The organism is Rhodococcus oxybenzonivorans (genome assembly GCF_003130705.1).
Classification (GTDB): Bacteria; Actinomycetota; Actinomycetes; order Mycobacteriales; family Mycobacteriaceae; genus Rhodococcus_F; species Rhodococcus_F oxybenzonivorans.
This window is the reverse complement of record NZ_CP021354.1, coordinates 4,372,056-4,393,340: the sequence shown is the minus strand read 5'-3', so window position 1 is coordinate 4,393,340 and position 21,285 is coordinate 4,372,056. Positions and strand designations below refer to the sequence as shown.

Below are 21,285 nucleotides of genomic sequence, written 5' to 3'. Positions count from 1 at the left end.
AGTGGCCGGGGGACGGCTCAGGACGGTTTTGCCCTCACCCGGCGGAAGCGGCCGGCCTGCGTGCGCCGGTGCGGCGAAACGCGGCGCCGGCGACTATTCCGACCACGATGAGCGCGATCGCCAGCCAGTCCGGGTCATTGTCGGTGACGAGCATGGCGATGCCCACGCCCATCAGGAACGGTGGCAGGAACTCGAACAGTTTCAGGAGCGGTGGTGCCACTTCTTCCGGTTCTCCGGGTTCCCGCGGCGCCCGCGCAGTCGCCACATCCGGATACCACTCGGTGAAGGACAGCGCGAACAGCAACGCCCCGATCGGAATGATCCAGCCCGTCCAGAAGTTGTCCGGCTGCCGCAGCACCGCGTCGCCGAACAGCCCGGCCGCCCCCGATACCGTGAACGACAGGGCCCACACCAGTGTGATGCGCTGGTTGATCGCCAGGAAGAGCGGTGAGCTCCAATACTCCTCAGGCGTAGTCTCTTTCGCATACGGCAGGGTGAACGGGTTGCGCAGCAGTAGTGAGCCGAACGCGAAAACGACCAGCGCAAGGCTCGACATTTCACCCGACCACGTCTCCAGCCACGTGATCACGGTGTCGGAGGCGAACAGTCCGATAGCGGCGAGGCAGCCGAAGTAGACGATGTCGAACACTTCGAGGGGTTTGAGGGCTCCACCCCGGCGATGGCTGAGAAACAGGAACAGGATCGACAACGCGAGAGCGGCGGCGACCGATTCCTCGAATCGTCCCGGACCCGACAGCAGCGACATCACGATCCACGGAGTCAGCCCGGCGAAGGGCGACTGGAGGAAGGCGTCGACGAATCGCGCGCCTGCTCTCGGCTTCGGGGACTCGGTGGTCATGAGCTTCTCCTTCGCGCCGGTGTGTCCGAATTCTCTCAGCCCGCCTCTCGCGCTGCTCAGGTTTCCGCGGTGCCGGTCCACGATCGTCGTCCGCCAAAGATCAGGGTGGTCCCCGATGGCGGCCCGACCCACCTCTCGACAAGATGGTGGAGTGCGCCCCGCGCGCCGGCCCGACCCGTCACCACGGGGTGGGGCCGTCACAGAAGAAACGAAAGGCGATCATGAGCACGCATGCCCCCGCTGTCGCTGCCCGTGCTGTCGAGCTGTCGAAGACCTACGGCACCGGCGACACCCAGGTCCACGCGCTCAGCGCGGTATCGGCGGAGTTCGCCCGTGGTGAGTTCACTGCGATCATGGGCCCCTCCGGGTCCGGTAAGTCGACGTTGATGCATTGCCTCGCCGGGTTGGACTCGGCCAGTTCGGGTTCGGTGCTCATCGGCGACACCGAGCTGACGACGCTGTCGGACAAGCAGATGACGCAGCTGCGCCGTGACCGCATCGGGTTCGTCTTCCAGGCGTTCAACCTGGTGCCGACCCTCACCGCTCTCGAGAACATCACCCTCCCGCTCGACATCGCGGGCCGTGCGCCCGACGCGGTGTGGTTGAACAACGTGCTGGACAAACTGGGTCTGCAGGACCGCCTCGGGCATCGCCCCGGCGAGTTGTCCGGCGGACAGCAGCAGCGGGTGGCGTGTGCCAGGGCGCTCGCCGGACAGCCGGAGATCATCTTCGGTGACGAGCCCACCGGAAACCTCGACTCGAAGTCTTCGGGGGAGGTGCTGTCCATCCTCCGTGCGGCGGTCGACGAGTTCCACCAGACGGTCGTGATCGTTACGCACGATCCGCGCGCGGCAGCGTACGCCGACCGGGTGGTGTTCCTCGCCGACGGGAAGATCGTCGACGAGTTGAGAGATCCGACCGCCGATTCGGTCCTGGACACGATGAAGCGGCTCGACGAGCCGGCATCGGTATCCGGCGGCGCCCATGCACTCGCCACGGACGCGGTGGTCTGACGGTATGGCGTCCACCTCTCGCGCTCCCATGCGCAAGGTTTCGCTGCGCAATCTCGCCGCCCACAAGGTGCGGCTCGCCCTGACCGTCCTCTCCGTCGTCCTCGGCACCGCCTTCGTCGCCGGGTCTTTCGTCTTCACCGACACACTCCAGAAGACCTTCGATTCGATTTTCGAGAACACCGCCCAGGGCGTCGACGTCCGGGTGTCGAGCGCCGAGGAGAACTCGCGCGGTATTCCACTCGCGGACGTGGACACGGTCGTCGCGGTCGACGGAGTCCGCAAGGTGGCGCCCTCGGTCAGCGGACAAATCGTGCTCATCGGCTCCGACGGTGCTGCCGTGCAGACCGGGGGAGCGCCGAGCGTCGGGGAGTCCTACCTGCCGCCCGACCAGGCGCTCGGTGAGGCCGACGAGTACCTCGAGGGCACTCCGCCGGCCCAGGTGGGCCAGATCGCGGTCAACGCGAGCGCCGCCGAACGCGCCGGTCTCACCGTCGGCGACACCACGAAGGTCCTGGTCCCTGCCCGCGGCATGGTGGACGTGACGGTGTCCGGCATCTATTCCACGGGCAACGACACCGGTGGCTTCCTCAGCGCCACGTTCGTGGACTCCCAGGCGCGTGAGCTGTTCACCGACGGCGAGCACGTCGAGTACCTCGATGTCGCCGGAACCGGTCTGTCGCAGACTGATCTGCGGGACCGGATCGCGGCGGCCCTCCCCGATGCCCAGGTGCAGACGGGCGACGAGGTGCGCGAGGAGACCAAGGCCGAAATCTCGGAGGCACTGAGTTTCGTCAACTATTTCCTGCTGGCATTCGGTGCAATCGCCCTTCTGGTGGGCACCTTCATCATCTACAACACGTTCTCGATGATCGTCGCTCAGCGACTGCGCGAGCTGGCCCTGCTTCGTGCAATCGGAGCCAGCCGTCAGCAGGTCGGCCGGTCGGTGGTCTTCGAAGCACTCGTCGTGGGAGTGATCGGCAGTGCGATTGGAATCGCCGCCGGGATCGGCCTGGCTTACGGTCTGCGCACAGTGCTCAACGCGTTCGACCTCGGCCTGCCCGAGGGACCGCTCCAGGTCGCACCACGGACCATCCTCGTCGCCCTGGTGATCGGGGTCGTCGTCACGATGGTCAGCGCATACGCACCGGCCCGTCGGGCGGCCAAGGTTCCGCCCGTGGCGGCGATGCGTGAGGAATTCGCGTCCACCGGGGATTCGCTGCGGATCCGGACGATCGTCGGTGCGGTGCTCGGCGCGCTCGGTGTGGTGGGCCTCGTCGTCGGTTCGCGAGGGACGGGAGGCGGTGCGGCCGCAGTGGTGGGTATCGGTGCCCTGGGCCTGATCCTTGCCGTGCTGTTCGCCGCACCTGCACTGTCCCGGCCGGTGGTCGGTGCACTCGGCGCCGTCCTCGCGAAACCGTTCGGGCCGATCGGCTGGCTCGCCCGCACCAACGCCGTCCGCAATCCCCGGCGCACGGCCGCGACTGCGTTCGCCCTCACGCTGGGACTGATGCTCGTTTCGGTGATCGGCGTATTCGGATCTTCGGCCAAAACGGGCGTCAATCAGCTCGTCGACGTGGGAGTGACCGCCGACTACATCCTCACCGGACCCAACCAGATCGGTGTCCCGTCCGGCGCGGCGCGCGCCGTCCGGAACCTCGACAGCGTCCAGAGTGCCACCGCTCTGCACCCCGTGTCCGTCACGGTCGACGACGAACCAGAGCAGGGCGCCTCACTCGAAGGTCCCATCGACGGGGTGCTCGACTACACCCTCGTCGAGGGCGCCGCCGACCTCACGGCCAATCACCTGCTGGTCTCCCAGACAGCGGCCACGGACAAGGGCTGGACGCTCGGTTCGACGGTTCCGATGAAGAGCGCCGACGGCAAGGTCGTCGACGCGGAGGTGGCGGGAGTGTTCGAGGACAACCAGCTGATCGGGGAGTGGGTGGTGTCCGACGACGTGTATCGCCAGGTGATGCCCGCCGCAACCCTGCCGGCCTTCACGGTGCTGATCGACGCGAAGCCGGGAACCGACCTGACGCAACTACGGTCCGACCTCGAGGCCGCGACCAAACAGTTCGTCGTGGTTCAGGTACAGGACCGAGAGCAGTTCAAGGGAACACAGGGTGCTCAGATCGACACCCTCCTCGCCATCCTCTACGGACTGCTCGCCCTGGCCGTCGTGATCGCGATCCTGGGAATCATCAACACGCTTGCCCTGTCCGTGGTGGAACGACGCCGTGAGATCGGCATGCTCCGGGCCGTCGGAATGCAGCGTGCGCAGATGCGTCGCACCATCTATCTGGAGTCGATGCTCATCGCGGTGTTCGGTGCCGCGGTCGGGGTGTTGCTCGGAATCGCTTTCGGGTGGGGCTTCGTGAGCACGTTGAAGGATCAGGGGCTCGAGCAGGTGACGGTGCCGTGGGGGCAGGTCACCGCCATGCTCCTCGGATCCGGCGTGGTCGGGGTGCTGGCAGCGTTGTGGCCCGCGAGCCGGGCAGCACGCACCCGCCCGCTCGAGGCCATCGCCGATCTCTGACCCGTGAGCATTTGATATGACTGGTGCACGGAATGTGATGGCGATCATGTGGGTCGCGTCGGCAGATTGGGCGGGTACGGGACAGTGCAGAAGATCGTCATCGTAGGAGCGGGTCTGGCAGGCCTGCGCACAGCTGAGGAACTCCGGCGGGCGGGCTACGCGGGTGACCTGGTACTTCTGGGCGGTGAGCCACACCTGCCCTACGACCGGCCGCCGCTGTCGAAGGAGGTGGTGCGCGGCGAGAAGAGCGACACCACGCTCAAGCCGCGGGAATTCTTCGACGAGAAGAACATCGAACTGCGGCTCGGTGTCGAAGCGGCCTCTCTCGATCCGGAATCCCGCATCCTGAGACTCGCGGACGGCTCCGAGGTGGCCTACGACGAACTGGTGATCGCCACCGGCCTCGTGCCACGCCGCATCCCCGGTCTACCGGAACTGGCCGGCATCCATGTTCTCCGTTCCATCGACGAGTGTCTCGCGCTGCGATCGGACATGGCCGATGCCCGGCGTGCGCTGATCGTGGGCGCCGGTTTCATCGGTTGCGAACTCGCGGCCAGCATGCGGGCCGGTGGGCTGGAGGTGGTGCTCGTCGAGCCGCAACCGACACCGCTCGCGTCGATCCTGGGCGAGAAGATCGGTGGCCTGGTGGCGCGACTGCACGTGGACGAGGGCGTCGATCTCCGGGCCGGGGTCGGCCTGCAGTCGTTGACCGGGACAGATCGGGTCACCGGGGCAGTGCTCGGTGACGGCAGCGAGGTGACCGCCGACGTCGTCGCGATTGGTGTCGGCTCGGTGCCGGTCACCGGTTGGCTCGAGGGGTCGGGGGTCGAACTGGACAACGGCGTGGTCTGCGACGATGTCGGCCGGACAGCGGTTCCGCACGTGTGGGCCGTCGGCGACGTGGCCGCGTGGCAGCTGCAGGTGGGCGGCCGCAAGCGCGTCGAGCACTGGAGTAATGCCGGCGAGCAGGCCAAGCTCCTCGCCGGTGCGTTGACCGGGACGGGGAGTGGAAGTCCCGCGGCGCACGTGCCGTACTTCTGGAGCGACCAGTACGACCTCAAGATCCAGGCATTGGGCGCCGTGGCGGGCACCGACGTGGTGCACGTGGTCAAGGACGACGGACGTAAGTTCCTCGCGTACTACGAGCGCGACGGCATCCTGTCGGGAGTCGTCGGCGCCGGGATGGCAGGAGCGGTGATGAAGATGCGGGCCAAGATCGCCGCCGGTACACCCATCGTTGAGGTTCTCGAGGCCGCGTCGGCGTAGGGCGGTTCGCGAGGACGCGATAGATTCGACCGGTGATTGTTGCGCTCATCGACTCGGGCCTGGGGATGCTGCCCACTGCGTTGTGGCTACGCACGAAGCGGCCGGAGCTGAACCTGATGCTCGCCCTCGATCCGGATGGAGCGCCGTGGGGCCCCAAACCGGAACAGTGGGTGATCGATCGGGTCCTCGAGACCGCGCAGCGCTGCCTCGACCGCGGTGCACAGGTGATCGTGCTGCCGTGCAACACGGCGAGTGTCACCGCACTGGAACACGTGCGGGAGTTGGTCGGACCGGGTGTCCCGGTGATCGGTACGGTGCCGGCGATCAAGCCCGCGGCCGCTGCCTGTGACTCGGTTGCGATCTGGGCGACAGCGGCCACCACTGCGAGCCGGTACCAGGCCGATCTGATCGAGCGTTTCGGCAACGGAAGTTCCGTGGTGAGCATTGCCTGTCACGGGCTGGCCGAGGCCATCGACCGGGGCGAGCGAGGGGCGGCCACAGCAGCCATTGCTTCGGCCGCAGCGCGCACCCCCGACGATGTCGGGGCAGTGGTGCTGGGATGCACGCACTACCCACTGGTGGCGGACGAGATCGCGGCAAGTCTCCCCGCGGGAGTGCACTTGTTCGACAGCGCGGAAGCGGTAGCGGCGCAGACCATTCGCCGCATCGATGCACTCGGTGAGGCGGGTGACGCTCAAGGGGCACACCACGCTCGTGCCGGCTCCGTCGAGGTCTACCTGAGTGGTCGACCCGGCAGCCTCCCCGAGAGCGCGCGTGCGTTTCCGGTCGGCCGACTACTCACAGCGGGCGCGTCTCAACCCAGCTGAACCATCCCGGCGGCCACCACGCGCGCCACATTGTCCAATTCGTCGCCGTACCTACGTGGTAGGTCGTCGAGGTCATGGAGACGGTCATTGCCCGCCATCGAGAACATGGCTGCCACCCAGGCCGTTGCGCACGCACGCAACGTGCCCGGTTGCACCGGATACGGCGAACTCGCCTGCAGGAGCCGTTCGGTGATATCTCTGAGGTAATCGCGGAACCGCCGCAGATGAGCGCGAACATCTGGGTGGGTCTCGGCCTCGCGCCAGATGATCACCCGCATCACCGACGAGTGGTGGTCGCGCAGATTCAACGCGGTATCGAGGTTCACCAGGCTCGCCGCCGGATCACCAGGACTCACGAGGGGACTGACATCACGAAACGGTTCGGTGGGCAGCCTCTCGGACAGCAACGCCAGGAGGATGTCGGTCTTGGCCGGAAAATAGTAGAACACCAAGCCTTTCGGGACGTGGGCGGCCGAGGCGATGGAGGCGGTGGATGTGGCGTCGAATCCGTTTGTCGCAATGAGGGATTCGGCGGCGTCGAGGATCAGCTCCCGGGCATCGCCATCGATCTTCGCGCTGCGCCGTCGCCGTCCTTTGCGGGGTGGGGGAACGCCGGGTATTCCGAGATGAGGTGCGTGCATGAGCCTTTTCCGGACGTGAACGGCGGGGCGAAGGCCGGGGCGGCGATGACTATCGCCGGATCCACGTTCCTTCGCCCCGCTCGAATCGGTGTTCTCGGTATGCGGCACGGATCAGTGATGGGTGGCAAGCCCTCCGTGTCCGTGCATCCGGGAACTCATTACCGGCATTGCCGTGACGGCCACGACCACCGCGAGCACGCCGACCACCCACGCGGTCCACGACGCTCCCCGGAGTCCGTCGAAGTTCATCACCCAGGGGGAGAGGAACAGCAGAACACCGAAGATGCCCATGGCGTATTCGGCCATCGTGAAATCCGGACGGAACATGTGGACCAGACCGGACAGCGCTATGAGAGCGCCCAGCACGATCAGGGACCAACGGGCGGCATTATTCGTGTCGAGCCACAGCGGCGAGAGCGCCGCGAAGACTCCGATCACGATGGCCGCTATATCTTGCATGCGACTCCACGACTTCATGTCCAGCCTCCTCGGAACGGATTGTGTCCACCTCGAGTACACGCCTGATTGACCGCCCGATCAATATCTGCGTCGTTGCAGTCCGGTAACGTCAGCCGCTGGTCAAAGCCATTTCGTAACCACTCTCGAGAATGTCGGTGGCGTGTGGGACAGTGCGCTGGTGACCTCCACTGCGCGCGACGTGATCCAGGCACTCGCTGAACTGGCAGACGAGAAAGTCGCTGTGGGATCCGCGCGCTTTTTCAAGACCGGACCGGGTGAATACGGGGAGGGCGACGTATTCATCGGTGTGCGGGTTCCGGCTACCCGGGGTGTGGTGCGCCGGCACCGCGATCTCGAGCCGCCCGAGGTCGAGACCCTGCTCGACAGCCCCGTGCACGAGCACCGTCTGGCCGGCCTGCTGATTCTGGTGTCCCAGTGCACGACTGCAGCGCGCGCCGGCGAGGACGCCGTGGTCGAGAAGGTGGCCCGCTTCTACGTGGACCTCGTGTTACGCGGACGCGTCAACAACTGGGACCTCGTCGATTCCTCCGCCGACCACATCCTCGGCACCTGGCTTGTCGAGAAACCACGGGACCTGATATTCCGACTCGCGGCGGATGACGACCTGTGGCGACGACGCGTCGCTCTACTCAGCACGTTTGCGTTCATCCGGCGAGGGGACGCGTCGACCACGCTGGAGGTGGCGCAGCGGGTGCTCGGTGACCGACGGGATCTGACCCAGAAAGCGACGGGGTGGATGCTGCGGGAGGTGGGGAAGCGGGTCGACCGCGCTCTGCTCACCGATTTTCTCGACCGCAACGCCGCCGTGATGGGTCGGACCGCGCTCAGCTATGCCTGCGAGCACCTGACGGCCGAGGAGCGAGCCGCGTACCGTGCGCAGCGCTGACCGTGCCGTACGCGATACCGCTACATTCGGTGGCATGACCCTCGCCGATGCCCCTCGTCGCCGCCGCCGTACGGGGCCGGTCCTCGTCGGCGTCCTTGCCCTCGCCGCCGTGCTGGCAGTCGGGGTGTGGTGGTGGGCGCCGACGCGCTACCTGCCCTGGGACACCGCAGACTTCCCTACCGTGGACACGTCCGCGTTGTCGCCGCAGCAGGCGACGATCATCGACCTGCTCGAAACCGAGCACAGCCGGCAGCGGCCGGGCACCTTCTACTCCGAGGGAGTGGAGGAACCCTGGTGTGCCGACTTCGTCAGCTGGATCATGCGAGAGTCCGGTCGGCCCCTGTCGAACCCCAATTCGGGACATTGGCGCATTCCTGGGGTGTACACGCTGCAGGAGTACTACGAATCGCAGTCCCGGTTCGAGGAGGTCGGTAGCGGATACCGGCCCTCGGTCGGCGACGTGGTGCTCTACGACAACACCAGTTGGGTCGGTCAGCACACCAACTTCGTCGTCGCGGTGGACGGTGACACTGCAACGACGGTGGGAGGCAACGAGTTCGGCCGGGTGCGCGTGCACACCGTCGACTGGTCGAGCGACTCCGCAGTGGTCGGATTCGGCCGGCTGGAGTGAGGGGCGCGGCCGACGGGTGTCAGAACTCGATCTTCAGATGGTCCGTGACGGGCCGGGCCTGGCAGCCGAGGATGTAGCCGCTCTCGATGTCTTCCGGGTCGAGGATCTCGCTGTTCTCCATCTCGACCTCACCTTCGAGTACCGTGCAGGCACACGATCCGCACTCGCCCTCCTGGCAGGAATAGGGCACGTCGATACCTTTGGCGAGCATGATCTCCACCAGCGTCTGCTTGCGGGGCCAGCTGAGATTGTGGACCTCCCCGTCGAGTTCGACCTCCACTGTGGCGGCGTCGGCCGCTTCGTCGTCGGTGACCTCGACGACATCGGCGTCGCGGAAGGGGTCACCGGCGAGTGAGTTGAACACCTCGGCGTGCACCTGGGTGCGCGGCATCCCGGCGTCGGCAAGTGCCTTGTGGATGGTGTCCATGAACGGAGTCGGTCCGCACATGAACGCCTCGTGCCCGACGTAGGGCGCGACAGCGGACGCGAGCTGATCGACGCAGGGCAGACCCTGGACGGTCTCGAGCCAGTGGATCGACACGAGGCGGCTCGGGTACCGGCCGGCGAGTTCCCGCAACTCTTCGGCGAAGATGACCGACTTCTCGTCCCGGTTGGCGTAGAAGAGTACGACCTTGCCGGACCCTTCCGTGAGGGCGGCCTTGAGTATCGAGATCACCGGCGTGATGCCACTGCCTGCGGCAAACAGGAGGAAGTCGTGGTCGAGGGACTTCGGGGTGAACACACCCGACGGCGGCAGCACCTCGAGGGTGTCACCGACGGCGACGTGGTCGCAGAGCCAGTTGGACCCGTACCCGTCGGAGGTGCGCTTGACCGTCACCTTGGGTGCGTCGTCGCTGAACGGTGAGCTGGCCAGCGAGTAGCACCGCGCGACCGAGCCGGTGCGGTCACTGGGTATGCGCAGGGTGAGGAATTGACCCGGTTTGTAGGCGAACTTGGCGGTGAGGTCGGCGGGGACGTCGAAGACCAGCGACCGGGAGTCGGACGTTTCCTCGACTACTTCGGACACCGTGAGCACCGCTGATCGTGAGCTGTGCGGCACCTCGACAGTCGTCATCGCGTGTGTAGTCCTCTCCATGATTCGCAGCGTCGAAACGCTCCTGCATCTGCCTCAAATATAGAACAGGTTCTAGTTTTTGCCTAGCGGGTCGCTCCAGCGTAACGAGCGCCGCCCTGACCGGTTCGGCCCGTGCCTACCTGGCCGATCGGAGAGTTCGTGCGCCGCAGTCGGACGGTTCGGGCCCGCAGGTCTGTGACGAGTGCCCGAAGTGAGTCACAGTGAATCTCAGCTGAGACGCCGATCACACCGGCAGACGGTTTTCCTTCCACCGGCAGCTCAGTTTCGACACCGACAACTTCGAGGAGACGGCCATGGCCATCGAGCTCAACCAGATCTGGGACTTCCCCATCAAGGAGTTCCACCCCTTCCCGCGGGCACTGATGGGAGTGGGCGCGCACGACATCATCGGAGTGGAGGCGAAGAACCTCGGGTTCAAGAGGACGCTGCTCATGACCACCGGTCTGCGCGGTTCGGGGATCATCGAGGAACTGGTCGGCAAGATCGAGTACCAGGGCGTCGAGGTGGTGCTGTACGACAAGGTGGAGTCGAATCCCAAGGACTACAACGTGATGGAGGCCGCGGCCCTCTATCAGAAGGAGAAGTGCGACTCGATCATCTCGGTCGGAGGTGGCTCCAGCCACGACGCGGCCAAGGGTGCTCGAGTGGTGGTCGCGCACGACGGTCGCAACATCAACGAGTTCGAGGGATTCGCGAAGTCGACCAACAAGGAGAACCCGCCGCACATCGCCGTCTCCACCACTGCCGGCACCGGTTCGGAAACCTCGTGGGCGTACGTCATCACCGACACGTCCGACATGAACAACCCGCACAAGTGGGTCGGCTTCGACGAGGCGACCATCGTGACGCTGGCGATCGACGACCCGCTTTTGTACTACACCTGCCCCCAGCACTTCACGGCCTACTGCGGATTCGACGTACTCGCCCACGGCAGTGAGCCTTACGTGTCCCGTCTCGATTTCGCACCGTCTCTGGGCAACGCGCTCTACTCCGTCGAGCTGGTGGCGAAGAACCTGCGGGAGGCGGTGTTCGAGCCGCGCAACCTGAAGGCCCGTGAGGGAATGATGAACGCGCAGTACATCGCCGGGCAGGCATTCAACTCCGGTGGTCTCGGCATCGTGCACTCCATCTCGCACGCGGTCAGTGCGTTCTTCGACAGCCACCACGGTTTGAACAACGCGATCGCCCTTCCCCGCGTGTGGGAGTACAACCTTCCCTCGCGGTACGAGCGCTACGCGCAGTTGGCGGGGGCGTTGGGTGTCGACACCCGGAACCTCACCACGGTGCAGGCCGCGGACGCCGCCGTCGAAGCCGCGATCCGGCTGGCCAAGGACGTCGGTATCCCCGACAACTTCGGGCAGGTCCGCACCGACTCGTACGAGAAGAACCAGATGAACACCAAGAAGTACGAGGGCCGCGGCGACACCATCCGGGGCGACGAGAAGACCATCCGCGCCATCTCCGAGCACATCCAGGGTGACTGGTGCACGCCCGGAAATCCCCGTGAGGTGACGGTCGAGTCGATGCTGCCCGTCGTCGACCACGCGATCAACAGCTCGTACTAGCTCCACCGAACTCGCGTCCGGGGCGGGCGTGTCCCAGCCTTTGCCCCGTGTCTCAGCCCGGCCCCGCCCCGGACGCGTTCCCACGACCGACACTGCTGACGAAGGACGGAAGCCGCACCATGACCGCACCGCACACCGCTCCATCCCTGGCGGATGTCCGCTTCGCCGATGGAATCGAACTGAAAGCAGCCCTGCGGGAAGTCGACTACATCGCTGACGACGAGTTCTCGGTCGTCGTACACCTGGCGACCGCGCTCGACCGGCCTCTCCTCCTCGAGGGCCCCGCCGGTGTCGGGAAGACGGAGCTGGCGAAGTCCCTGGCGGAGGCCGCGGGCCGCAGGCTCGTCCGGTTGCAGTGCTACGAAGGTCTCGACGACAACCGTGCACTGTACGAGTGGGATTACGCCAAACAACTACTGCACGTGCAGATGCTGCGCGATCGGCTCAGTGAGCAGGTGGCCGCGTTCGACGACGTCGTCGACGCGTCGAGGTTTCTGGCGGCGCAGGATTTCGGCCTGTACTCGGAAGCATTCCTGTCGGTACGGCCCCTACTCGAGGCGATCCTGTCGCCGGAACCAGTGGTGCTGCTCGTCGACGAGGTGGACCGTACCGAGGAATCGATGGAAGCGCTGCTGCTCGAAGTTCTCGCCGAGGGACAGGTCACCATTCCCGAGATCGGCACGTTCACCGCCCGCTCGGCGCCGTGGGTCATCCTGACCTCCAACGACACTCGCGAGCTCTCGCCCGCCCTGAAGCGGCGCTGCCTCCACTACCATCTCGACTACCCGACCCCCGAACGTGAGCGGGACATCGTGACCGCCCGTGCGCCCGAGGTGGAATCGGCCGTCGCGGCGGATGTCGTCGAACTGGCGCGGACTCTGCGCGCACTACCGTTACGCAAGAGCCCGTCCATCGCCGAGGTCATCGACGCCGCCCGCGCCGCGGTGGTGCTGAAGGCGACCGGCGTTGCGGTCACTTCGCAGTCGGCGATCCGCGACATCCTTCTCGCCGCGCTGCTCAAGTACACCAGCGATGTCGATCTTGCTCGCGGCCGACTCGACGGTGTGGCGAGCCCGCCCCCAACGCCGGCGCCGGAGGCGGGGGCAGACAGTAGAGAGCGGGTCACCGTCGCATCCCGTCCGGCCAACACGACCACAGCGGTGTTCCGCGGACACGGCGGCCGCGACCGCGGTGGAATCGGCGTCGGCAACGGCCGGCCTGCGAGGCGATGACGATGTCCGCGGTCCGAGGCGCGCCGATGCCCGAGTCGCAGCTCCTCGATGTGCTGGCGGCGTCGTTCGGCGCACTGCTGCGCCGGTACGGAGTGGCGGCGTCTGCGGCGGAGGTGATCGATGTCCGGCGCGTGCTGGGGCTCGTCGGCGCACGGCAGCCGGACACCACGCGGGCCGCGCTGCGCGCAGTCTGCGCCAAGTACCGTTACGAGCAATCAGGATTCGACCGAGCCTTCGACGTGTTCTTCGGTGCTGTCGCCACGGCCGCCCCCGATCTCCGCGCACCGTCCCGAACCGAGTTCGCGGAGGGGCTTCCCACGGCCCTCGAGGTTGCCGACAACGTCGACACGGCCCGCTATGCCGAATACAACGAGCGCGCCGCGGAAGTCGGCGACCACTTCGACACGCCGGAGGCAGAAAAGGGTTTCAATCCCCACAAGGATGACGACGACGTCAGCATGACGTCGAGCGATGCCGAACTGTCCGTCGACTCCGAGGCCGATTCGGGCCGACGCGGCGTCACCTACACCGTCGACGTCTCGCGGGCGGCGAGTACTGCCGTCGGTGACCTGGCGACGTCGACGAGCGGCGCCGTCGTGGGGTCGCTGTCCTGGGACGATCCGGCGTCGATTCTGGCGTGGCTCGACGCTTACGACCCCAGCGCTGTGTACTCGGACTCCGGTGTCGACGAGCCGCTGACTGCTGCCCAGTTGAATCGTCTGGCAGAAGCAGTCGAGGCGTTCGTCGGAGCGCTGGCCGACGCACGGGACGCCGCCGGGCAGGCCGCTCCGGATGTCCCGATGGCGGACGGCCAAGGTTCGGCAGTCTCACGCGCCGAGGTCAATCAGGCATGCCACGAGATCCTTCGGCGGATGCGTGGCCCCGCGCGTCCCCGTCCGAGGGAGCTGACCGCGGGACGGCTGGACATGCGGCGCACGGTCCGCGCGAGCCTGCGGACCGAGGGCGTGCCCTTCCGCTTGATGGTGAAGGCGCCGCGTCCGGACCGGGTACGTGTGCTCGTTCTCGCCGACGTCTCGCTGTCCGTTCGACCGGTCACGGCCTTCACCCTGAGGTTGGCGCAGGCGATGCACCGCCGCGCGAGCCGATGCCGAGTCCTGGCATTCGTGGACAGGCCCGTCGATGTCACGGACACACTCCTCGCGGGCGGAGACGACGACGCACTCGCTGCCGTGCTCGCCGATCCCCGCATCGATCTCGAGGCGAGCAGCGACTACGGCCGGGTGTTCTCCGAGGTCCTCACCGCGTTCGGCGACGAGGTTCACTCGCGCACTTCGGTGCTCGTAGTGGGTGACGGAAGGGGCAACGGATTGCCACCGGGCCTGGACGAGTTCGCCGCTCTGCGGAGAAAGGTGCACCGCCTCGCGTGGATTACGCCGGAGCCCGAGAGGTACTGGGATCAGGCGTCGTGCGCGATGCCTCAGTACGCCGAAGTCTGCGACCGAGTGGTAGTCGCGCGGGACGCAGTCCAGCTGTCGGCCCGCGCCGCCGAACTGGGTCACGCGTTGCGATGAACGGCCCCCGCCGAGTGTGCTTCCGATACCGCGGCCGGGGATATCCTGAGGGCACGTCATCGAGAGGTGAGTGCATGGTGCCGACGGCTGAAGATCCCCTCGAGACCCAGCGCGATGTGGCGTCGAACGTCGCGGCGGAGTTGACAGCGGCCGGATTCGAGGAGGCGCACGAGATCGGGCACGGCGGCTTCGGGGTCGTCTACCGGTGTGTTCAGCCGGAACTCGACCGCACAGTGGCGGTCAAGGTCCTCACCGCCGAACTCGACGAGGAGAACACGGCGCGGTTCTTCCGTGAGCAGCGGGCCATGGGCAGGCTGACCGGGCACCCCAACATCGTCAATGTCCTCCAGGTTGGTGTCACCAGAAGCGGTCGTCCCTACATCGTGATGCCCTATCATTCACAGGATTCGCTCGATGCCCGGATCCGGAAGAGCGGTCCGCTTCCACTGGGCGAGGTCCTTCGGCTCGGTGTGAAGATCGCGGGGGCTCTGGAGACGGGGCACCGCCTCGGCATCCTCCATCGCGACGTCAAACCCGCCAACATCCTCCTCACCGACTACGGCGAACCCGCGTTGACCGACTTCGGGATCGCGCACATCTCCGGGGGATTCGAAACGGCGACCGGAACGGTGACGGGATCGCCGGCGTTCACGGCACCCGAAGTTCTGCGGGGCGATCCGCCGAGCCCGGCCTCGGACATCTATGGCCTAGGCGCCACGCTGTTCTGTGCGGTCACCGGTCACGCGGCGTTCGAACGCCGAAGCGGGGAGCAGGTCATCGCACAGTTCCTCCGGATCACCTCGCAACCCGTACCGGATCTGCGCGAGAAGGGCATTCCCGAGGACGCGAGCGCGGTGGTCGCGCGCGCGATGGCGGCCGACCCCGCTGATCGACCCGCGACTGCGGCGGAACTCGGTGACGAGCTGCGGCAGATGGAAGCAGACAACGGACTCCCCGTCGACGATATGGCCGCCCCGCAGCATGCGCCCGGCCGATCGCAAGCGAGGTCCCGTCTCCCAGCGCAGCCCACGGCGCATTCGCTGATCGGCGCCGACGGTAACCTGCCACTCGAGCTGACCAGCTTCATCGGTCGGCGACGTGAGCTGACGGAGGCGAAGGCGAAACTGTCCGATGCGCGCCTGGTCACCCTGACGGGCATCGGCGGTGTCGGGAAGACCCGTCTCGCGCTCCGTGTCGCCGCCGACGTCCGACGCGGATTCGCCGACGGTGCGTGGTTGGTGGAACTCGGTGAATTGCACGACGAATCTCTTCTGGTCGACGTCGTCGCGGCGGCACTGGGCCTGCGGGACGGGCCGGCGAGCCTGGGCAAGGACACCCTCGTCGACTTCCTGGCCGCGCGCCGGATCCTGCTCGTATTCGACAACTGTGAACAGGTGGTCGGCGCGGTCGCGAAATTGTCCGAGACCTTGCTTCGTAGCTGTCCGGATGTGCGGGTCCTGGCCACGAGCAGGGAACCCCTCGGGATCGGCGGAGAAGTCGTGCTTCGGGTTCCCCCGCTGACCGTCCCCGACCGGGCCCGTCCCCCGTCCCTTCAGGCGATGCCCCGGTACGACGCAGTCACGTTGTTCGCCGACCGCGCCGCCGCCGCGGTGCCGGGCTTCGAGGTCACCGAGGAGAACACGGACACGGTGGCGCTGATATGTCAGCGACTGGACGGCTTACCACTCCCGATCGAACTGGCAGCGGCGCGGCTGCGAGCCATGTCGGCCGAGCAGATTCTGCGTCGCCTGACGGACCGTTACGCTCTGCTGACCCTCGGCAGCAGGGGCGCGCCCACGCGGCAGCAGACTCTGCGTCTGTCGATCGATTGGAGTTATGAGCTCTGCACCCAGCAGGAACAGCAGTTGTGGGCGCAGCTGTCGGTGTTCGCCGGCAGCTTCGAACTCGACGCGGCCGAAGGCGTGTGCGCAGGTACTGCCCATGCCGAGGACCTGCTCGATTCGGTCACCTCGCTGGTGGACAAGTCGATCCTCATCCGCGAGGAGTCGGCCTCGGTGGTCCGGTTCCGCATGCTCGAGACGCTGCGCGACTACGGCAGCGAGAAGTTGACGGAAGCCGGCGAAGCCGACCGCATGAGGCGGCGGCACCGGGACTGGTACTTGCAGTTGGTCGAAGATGCGAAGGCGAAGTGGATCAGCCGCGAGCAGGTGGCGTGGATGCGCCGCGTCGCCCGCGAGCAGCCGAACTTGCGGGAGGCGATGAAGTTCTGTCTGACCGAGCCGCATTCGGTGTCGGGGTTGAGATTTGCGACCGCCTTGTTTCTGTTCTGGCTCTCCCGAGGCATGTTCAGCGAGGGCCGCCACTGGCTCGACCGGTTCCTGGAGACGTCGCCGGTCGAGGTCAGCGAGGAACGGGTCGCTGCGCTGTACGGAAACAGTGTGCTTGCCGAGGCCCAGGGCGACGTGGCTGCCGGGGCGTCGCTGGTTGCGGAAGGAAAGGCGCTCGCGGCACAGACCGACAACGTCGTGATCCGCGCGCACATCTCTCATGCCGAGGGTGTGCTGAAGATGTTCACGGGAGATCTGCCCGGCGCGCTCGCGTGTTTGGAATCCGCCCTCGAGGTGTCCGGGGACTGTGGCCAGCCGGCCCTGCACATCGAGGTCCTGGACTCGCTCGGCAGCGTGAGGGCACTGCTCGGTGACTCCGCTCGGGCGATCGAACACTACGAGCGGGTCCTCGAGATCACGGAATCGACCGGCGAGTCGATGTACCGTTCGCACACGATGTGGTCGATGGGCGTAGTCCTGTGGCTTCAAGGCGATGTCCGGCGGGCGTCCCGGTATGTCGAGGACGGGCTGGCATTGGCCTGGCGGGTCGATAGCGCGGTCACCGTGGCAACCTGCCTGGAAACGTTGGCGTGGGTCGCAGGCGACGGCGATCCACGACGCGCCGCGATTCTGATGGGAGCGGCGGAGTCGCTGGCGAAATCTACGAGAAGCTCGACGGTGCTGTTCCCCGATCTGCTCGTCTATCACGAGGAATGCGAACAGCGTGCGCGCAGTGCCCTCGGCAGAAGGGAATACGAGTCGGCGTGGGACGAGGGCAGAACGCTGGCCGTCGACGACGCTGTGGCGTTCGCGCTCGGCGAGCAGTCTCCCACGCGTCCTTCCCCTTCGCGCGCCGGCGCCGACCTGACGAAACGAGAGCGAGAGGTTGCCGACCTGGTGGCCGAGGGCTTGACCAACAAGCAGATCGCTGCCCGGCTCGTGATATCACCTCGGACCGCGCAGGGGCACGTCGAACACCTTCTCGCCAAGCTCGGCTTCGCCTCTCGGACTCAGATCGCGGCCTGGGTCGTGGAGCAGGGTCGGACCTGATCACGGCTGCTGCCTACCTACCCGATCGGGTAGGTGCCGGACCTGCCCTTCGGTCAGTGTGCGCGTCCGTCCCTACCCGTAGAGTCGAGGTTCAGCGCTTGTAACCTGGATCACATCACGGGGGCGTGGGAGGAGTGTCGTCTTGTCTGTGTCGTATCCGGTCACCCGCACCACCGTTACCGACCGGCTGGTCAAATTCCATGCACCGGAAATAGTCTTCGGTGTCGGGTCGATGGTGGAGGCCGCGCACGCCGTCCTCCGACTGGGCGGCTCGCGGCCGATGCTCGTCACCGACCCCGGGTTGATCGACGCCGGCTGGGCGGCCGAACTTCAGGACCAGCTCCGGGAACAGGGACTGACGCCCGTTGTGTGGAGTGCGTTGACGCCCAATCCGAAGGATCACGAGGTCGCGGCCGGTCACGAGGCCTACCAGGAAGGTGGATGCGATGTCTTGATCGCACTCGGAGGCGGTTCGGTGATCGATGCCACCAAAGGAATCGCGGTGCTCGCCGCGAACGGGGGCAACATTCTCGACTACGAGGGGGTGGATCAGGCGACCAGTCCGATCCCTCCGCTGGTCATGGTCCCGTCCACGTCCGGCACCGGTGCCGACGTGTCGCAATTCTGCATCGTGACGGACACGGCCCGCGGTACCAAGATCACGATCATCGGCCGCGCGCTGGTTCCCGACGTCACCGTGATCGATCCCCGCCTGCTGACGACCATGCCGGAGTGGCTCAATGCGGCCACCGGGCTCGACGCGCTCACACACGGAATCGAGGCGTTCGTCTCGCTGGCGCACAACCCGCTCACGGACCATCACGCGCTTCGCGCGATTGGGCTGGTCACCGACACCCTGGTCCACACGATCGAAGACCCGCTGGAGATGGAGCCGAGGGCCGTCATGGCCCAGGCGAGCCTCGAAGCGGGCCTGGCCTTCACCAACGCCATTCTCGGTGCGGCGCATGCCATGAGCCATCAGGTCGGTGGACTGCTCGACCTGCCGCACGGCGTGATCAACGGTGTCCTGCTTCCACACGTGATTCGGTTCAATGCGGCCAGCGACGCTGCCCCGTTCGTGGCGATCGCGGCGGCTCTCGGACTGGAGGAACATCGCGGAACCCCCGAGGAAGCGGCCCTCGCGGTCGCGGACCGAGTGGAGCGTTTGGCTCGCGAGGTCGGTGTGCCGCGAGGTCTGGGGCAGTTGGGTGTGCGTGACACCGACCTTCCGCGGCTTGCGGAGTTCGCCCTGCGGGACGCCTGCATGTCCACCAATCCGCGGACGGCCACACACCAGCAGATGGTGGCACTCTTCCGGACTGCGATGTGAGCCCGATGAACGCCCCAGACCTCTCGACACTCACCGGACTCCGGTCGGGCAAACCGACGTTCTACCCGCAGTACCGCGGCGCCGCCGAACGTCTCGAGCGCGTCGTCCATGCGCTCGAGCTGATCTCCCGGGCGCTGGTGCGAACGGTCGAGGGGCCCGAGACGTTGATCTGCGCGGTGGCAGAGGCGGCGCGCGCCCACCTCGACGCGCGCTGGGTGGCATTCGCCCTGGCGGACGGCATGCTGCCCGATGCCGGTCCCCGCCGGCTGGTTCTCGGACCGGACGCCACCCCGTTTCTCGTCGACAACGTCGAGGGACCCCCGCTGCCGGACGAGGTGGTCACGTGTCTCGGCGACATCAGGTCCGCCCGCACCGGCAGGGCGCCCGTCATCGACGCGCACCATGCGTTCGTGCCGATCGTGCTCGAGGGCGGAGTGGTGGGCGCCTTTGCTGCGTGGACGGCGCCGCAACGCACACTCGACACCACCGATGGTGCGGTACTGAGTATTCTGGCGAGCCAAACCGCGGTAGCCCTGCAGAATTCGGCGCTCTACCAACGCGGTCAGCGGCTCCTCGAACACGCCGAGCATGCATATGCGGAGGCGCGACGGACCGCGTCGGATCTTGCGGTCCGCAACGCCGAACTCGAGTCCACCCAACGTCAGCTCGGGGCCGCGCACCGGCATCAGGTACTCGACGAGGAACGCCACCGCATCGCCCGTGAGCTCCACGACAGTGTCACGCAGGCGGTACTCTCGGCCGGAATGCAGATCGAGGTGTGTCGGAGCGGAGTGCCCGACGACGAACGTCGCGAAAGACTCGACCTGGCCAAGGATCTCACTCGTCGCGCGGTAGAGCAATTACGCTCGGCCATCTACGCGCTCAATCACTCCAAGAGTTCGGACCGCACGTCGCTGCCCGGGATGCTCGAGCAGCTCGGTGTGGTGCACATGCCCGACGACCTCGAGGTCAGCGTCCGGGTCGGCGGAACACCGGCGGAGCTGTCGTGTGACCGCGAGCACGCGCTGCTGCGCATTGCCGGCGAGGCCTTGTTCAACGCTGCTGTCCACGCCAACGCGACGCGCGCCGTTCTGCGCCTGACCTATTCGGCGGATTCTGTACTCCTGTCCGTCGCCGACGACGGGGACGGGGATCCGAAGCAGATGCGGCTCATGTTGCGGATGGCGGCAAACAACGACCTGGACGGACACCATCGTGGTCTGGCGAACATGCAGGCCCGGGCTGCGGAATTCGGTGGAACCTTCGAAGTGGCCAGGGCGCGACTCGGCGGAGTGCGAGTGGCTGCACGAATTCCTCTTGGCGACAGACCTTCCGGGGGAGACAACGACAACGAGGTGGAGCGATGACGATGCGAACTCCGATGCAGGACGAGGCGAGGTCTGCACGAGCAACGTCGATGGTCCGGCTCGTCCTCGTCGACGATCACGCGATTCTTCGGCAGGGGCTGCGCTCGGTACTCGAGCGTGAACCGGATCTCGAGGTGGTCGGGGAGGCGTCCACGAGCGGGGAGGCACTCGACGTCGTCGGACAGGTGAAACCCGACGTCGTGTTGATGGATCTCAAGCTGTCGGCGGCATCCGATTACGAGGGGCTCGTGCTGTGTGCGCAGTTGTCGTCCGCGAACAAAGGACTGGGACTTCTGGTGCTCACGACGTTCCTCGACGAGCAGCTGGTGGTCCGTGCCGTGCAAGCCGGCGCCCGGGGATACGTGGTGAAGGATGTGGACACGACCGAACTGGTGCGCGCCATCCGCGCGGTCTCGCGTGGAGAAAGCGCATTCGACTCGCGGAGTGCTTCCGCGGTGATCCGGTCGCTGAACGGGCAGACGACCCCGCGGGAAGGACTCACGGAGCGCGAACTCGAGGTCCTGCAACTGCTGGCCACCGGGTTGTCGAACGCGAAAATCGGTGAACGGCTCTTCATCTCGGCCACCACCGTGAAGTTCCACGTCAGCAACATCATGCGCAAGCTCGACGTGGGTAGGCGCGCGGAGGCAGTGTACGAGGCGGGCAAGCTCGGACTGATCTGAAAC

17 protein-coding genes are annotated in these 21,285 nt (G+C 66.5%); 13 read left to right on the top strand and 4 right to left on the bottom strand.

From position 1 onward, the window contains the following. Positions 1–34: 34 nt before the first annotated feature. On the bottom strand, positions 35–859 hold the full coding sequence (locus tag CBI38_RS20630) for a DUF3159 domain-containing protein (RefSeq protein WP_109335238.1): 825 nt from the start codon (positions 857–859) through the stop codon (positions 35–37). Between the two features lie 221 nt (positions 860–1,080). On the opposite strand from CBI38_RS20630, the gene CBI38_RS20625 reads away from it, so the two are divergent. The 4 genes from CBI38_RS20625 to CBI38_RS20610 all read left to right on the top strand — a co-directional run bounded on the left by CBI38_RS20625 (position 1,081) and on the right by CBI38_RS20610 (position 6,501). After that, a complete protein-coding gene (locus CBI38_RS20625) occupies positions 1,081–1,872 on the top strand; it encodes an ABC transporter ATP-binding protein (protein ID WP_109331726.1) in 792 nt (263 codons plus the stop codon). Between the two features lie 4 nt (positions 1,873–1,876). Continuing rightward, positions 1,877–4,408, top strand: a complete 2,532-nt coding sequence (locus CBI38_RS20620) for an ABC transporter permease (protein WP_109331725.1) — start codon at positions 1,877–1,879, stop codon at positions 4,406–4,408. A gap of 84 nt (positions 4,409–4,492) precedes the next feature. Next, complete coding sequence (locus CBI38_RS20615; RefSeq protein ID WP_109335237.1) at positions 4,493–5,674, top strand: NAD(P)/FAD-dependent oxidoreductase; 1,182 nt, start codon at positions 4,493–4,495, stop codon at positions 5,672–5,674. 32 nt (positions 5,675–5,706) lie between these two features. Further along, entirely contained in the window at positions 5,707–6,501 is a 795-nt protein-coding gene (locus tag CBI38_RS20610; RefSeq protein ID WP_109331723.1) for a glutamate racemase, read from the top strand. Here CBI38_RS20610 and CBI38_RS20605 read toward each other — a convergent pair. After that, positions 6,489–7,142, bottom strand: a complete 654-nt coding sequence (locus CBI38_RS20605; protein WP_109331722.1) for a TetR/AcrR family transcriptional regulator — start codon at positions 7,140–7,142, stop codon at positions 6,489–6,491. The two genes, CBI38_RS20610 and CBI38_RS20605, sit on opposite strands and share 13 nt — an antisense overlap. Before the next feature lie 111 nt (positions 7,143–7,253). Then, positions 7,254–7,619 (bottom strand): SPW repeat domain-containing protein, encoded by a 366-nt coding sequence (locus tag CBI38_RS20600; protein WP_201453447.1) that lies wholly within the window; start codon positions 7,617–7,619, stop codon positions 7,254–7,256. Positions 7,620–7,761: 142 nt separating this feature from the next. On the opposite strand from CBI38_RS20600, the gene CBI38_RS20595 reads away from it, so the two are divergent. Both CBI38_RS20595 and CBI38_RS20590 read left to right on the top strand, forming a co-directional pair. Continuing rightward, entirely contained in the window at positions 7,762–8,508 is a 747-nt protein-coding gene (locus CBI38_RS20595; RefSeq protein WP_418328274.1) for a DNA alkylation repair protein, read from the top strand. Between the two features lie 34 nt (positions 8,509–8,542). Next, positions 8,543–9,139: a CHAP domain-containing protein gene (locus CBI38_RS20590; RefSeq protein WP_109335234.1), complete on the top strand. Its 597-nt coding sequence runs from the start codon at positions 8,543–8,545 to the stop codon at positions 9,137–9,139. A gap of 19 nt (positions 9,140–9,158) precedes the next feature. On the opposite strand, the gene CBI38_RS20585 is transcribed toward CBI38_RS20590, so the two are convergent. Continuing rightward, a complete protein-coding gene (locus CBI38_RS20585; RefSeq protein WP_109331719.1) occupies positions 9,159–10,214 on the bottom strand; it encodes a ferredoxin--NADP reductase in 1,056 nt (351 codons plus the stop codon). A gap of 314 nt (positions 10,215–10,528) precedes the next feature. Here CBI38_RS20585 and mdo point away from each other — a divergent pair, with 314 nt between their 5' ends. The 7 genes from mdo to CBI38_RS20550 all read left to right on the top strand — a co-directional run bounded on the left by mdo (position 10,529) and on the right by CBI38_RS20550 (position 21,282). Then, on the top strand, positions 10,529–11,800 hold the full coding sequence (gene mdo / locus CBI38_RS20580; protein ID WP_109331718.1) for an NDMA-dependent methanol dehydrogenase: 1,272 nt from the start codon (positions 10,529–10,531) through the stop codon (positions 11,798–11,800). A 119-nt stretch (positions 11,801–11,919) separates the two neighbouring features. Then, entirely contained in the window at positions 11,920–13,032 is a 1,113-nt protein-coding gene (locus tag CBI38_RS20575; RefSeq protein ID WP_109331715.1) for a MadB family AAA-type ATPase, read from the top strand. A 26-nt stretch (positions 13,033–13,058) separates the two neighbouring features. Next, entirely contained in the window at positions 13,059–14,564 is a 1,506-nt protein-coding gene (madC, locus tag CBI38_RS20570; RefSeq protein ID WP_418328273.1) for a MadC family VWA domain-containing protein, read from the top strand. A 74-nt stretch (positions 14,565–14,638) separates the two neighbouring features. Next, a complete protein-coding gene (locus tag CBI38_RS20565) occupies positions 14,639–17,902 on the top strand; it encodes a protein kinase domain-containing protein (RefSeq protein ID WP_109331713.1) in 3,264 nt (1,087 codons plus the stop codon). Positions 17,903–18,044: 142 nt separating this feature from the next. Continuing rightward, positions 18,045–19,232: an iron-containing alcohol dehydrogenase gene (locus CBI38_RS20560; RefSeq protein ID WP_109331709.1), complete on the top strand. Its 1,188-nt coding sequence runs from the start codon at positions 18,045–18,047 to the stop codon at positions 19,230–19,232. A 5-nt stretch (positions 19,233–19,237) separates the two neighbouring features. Continuing rightward, on the top strand, positions 19,238–20,599 hold the full coding sequence (locus tag CBI38_RS20555; protein WP_109335233.1) for a MadS family sensor histidine kinase: 1,362 nt from the start codon (positions 19,238–19,240) through the stop codon (positions 20,597–20,599). After that, positions 20,596–21,282, top strand: coding sequence for a MadR family response regulator transcription factor (locus CBI38_RS20550; protein WP_109331708.1), 687 nt, complete (start codon positions 20,596–20,598; stop codon positions 21,280–21,282). The genes CBI38_RS20555 and CBI38_RS20550 overlap by 4 nt, the downstream gene beginning before the upstream one ends. The last annotated feature ends 3 nt before the right edge of the window (positions 21,283–21,285 follow it).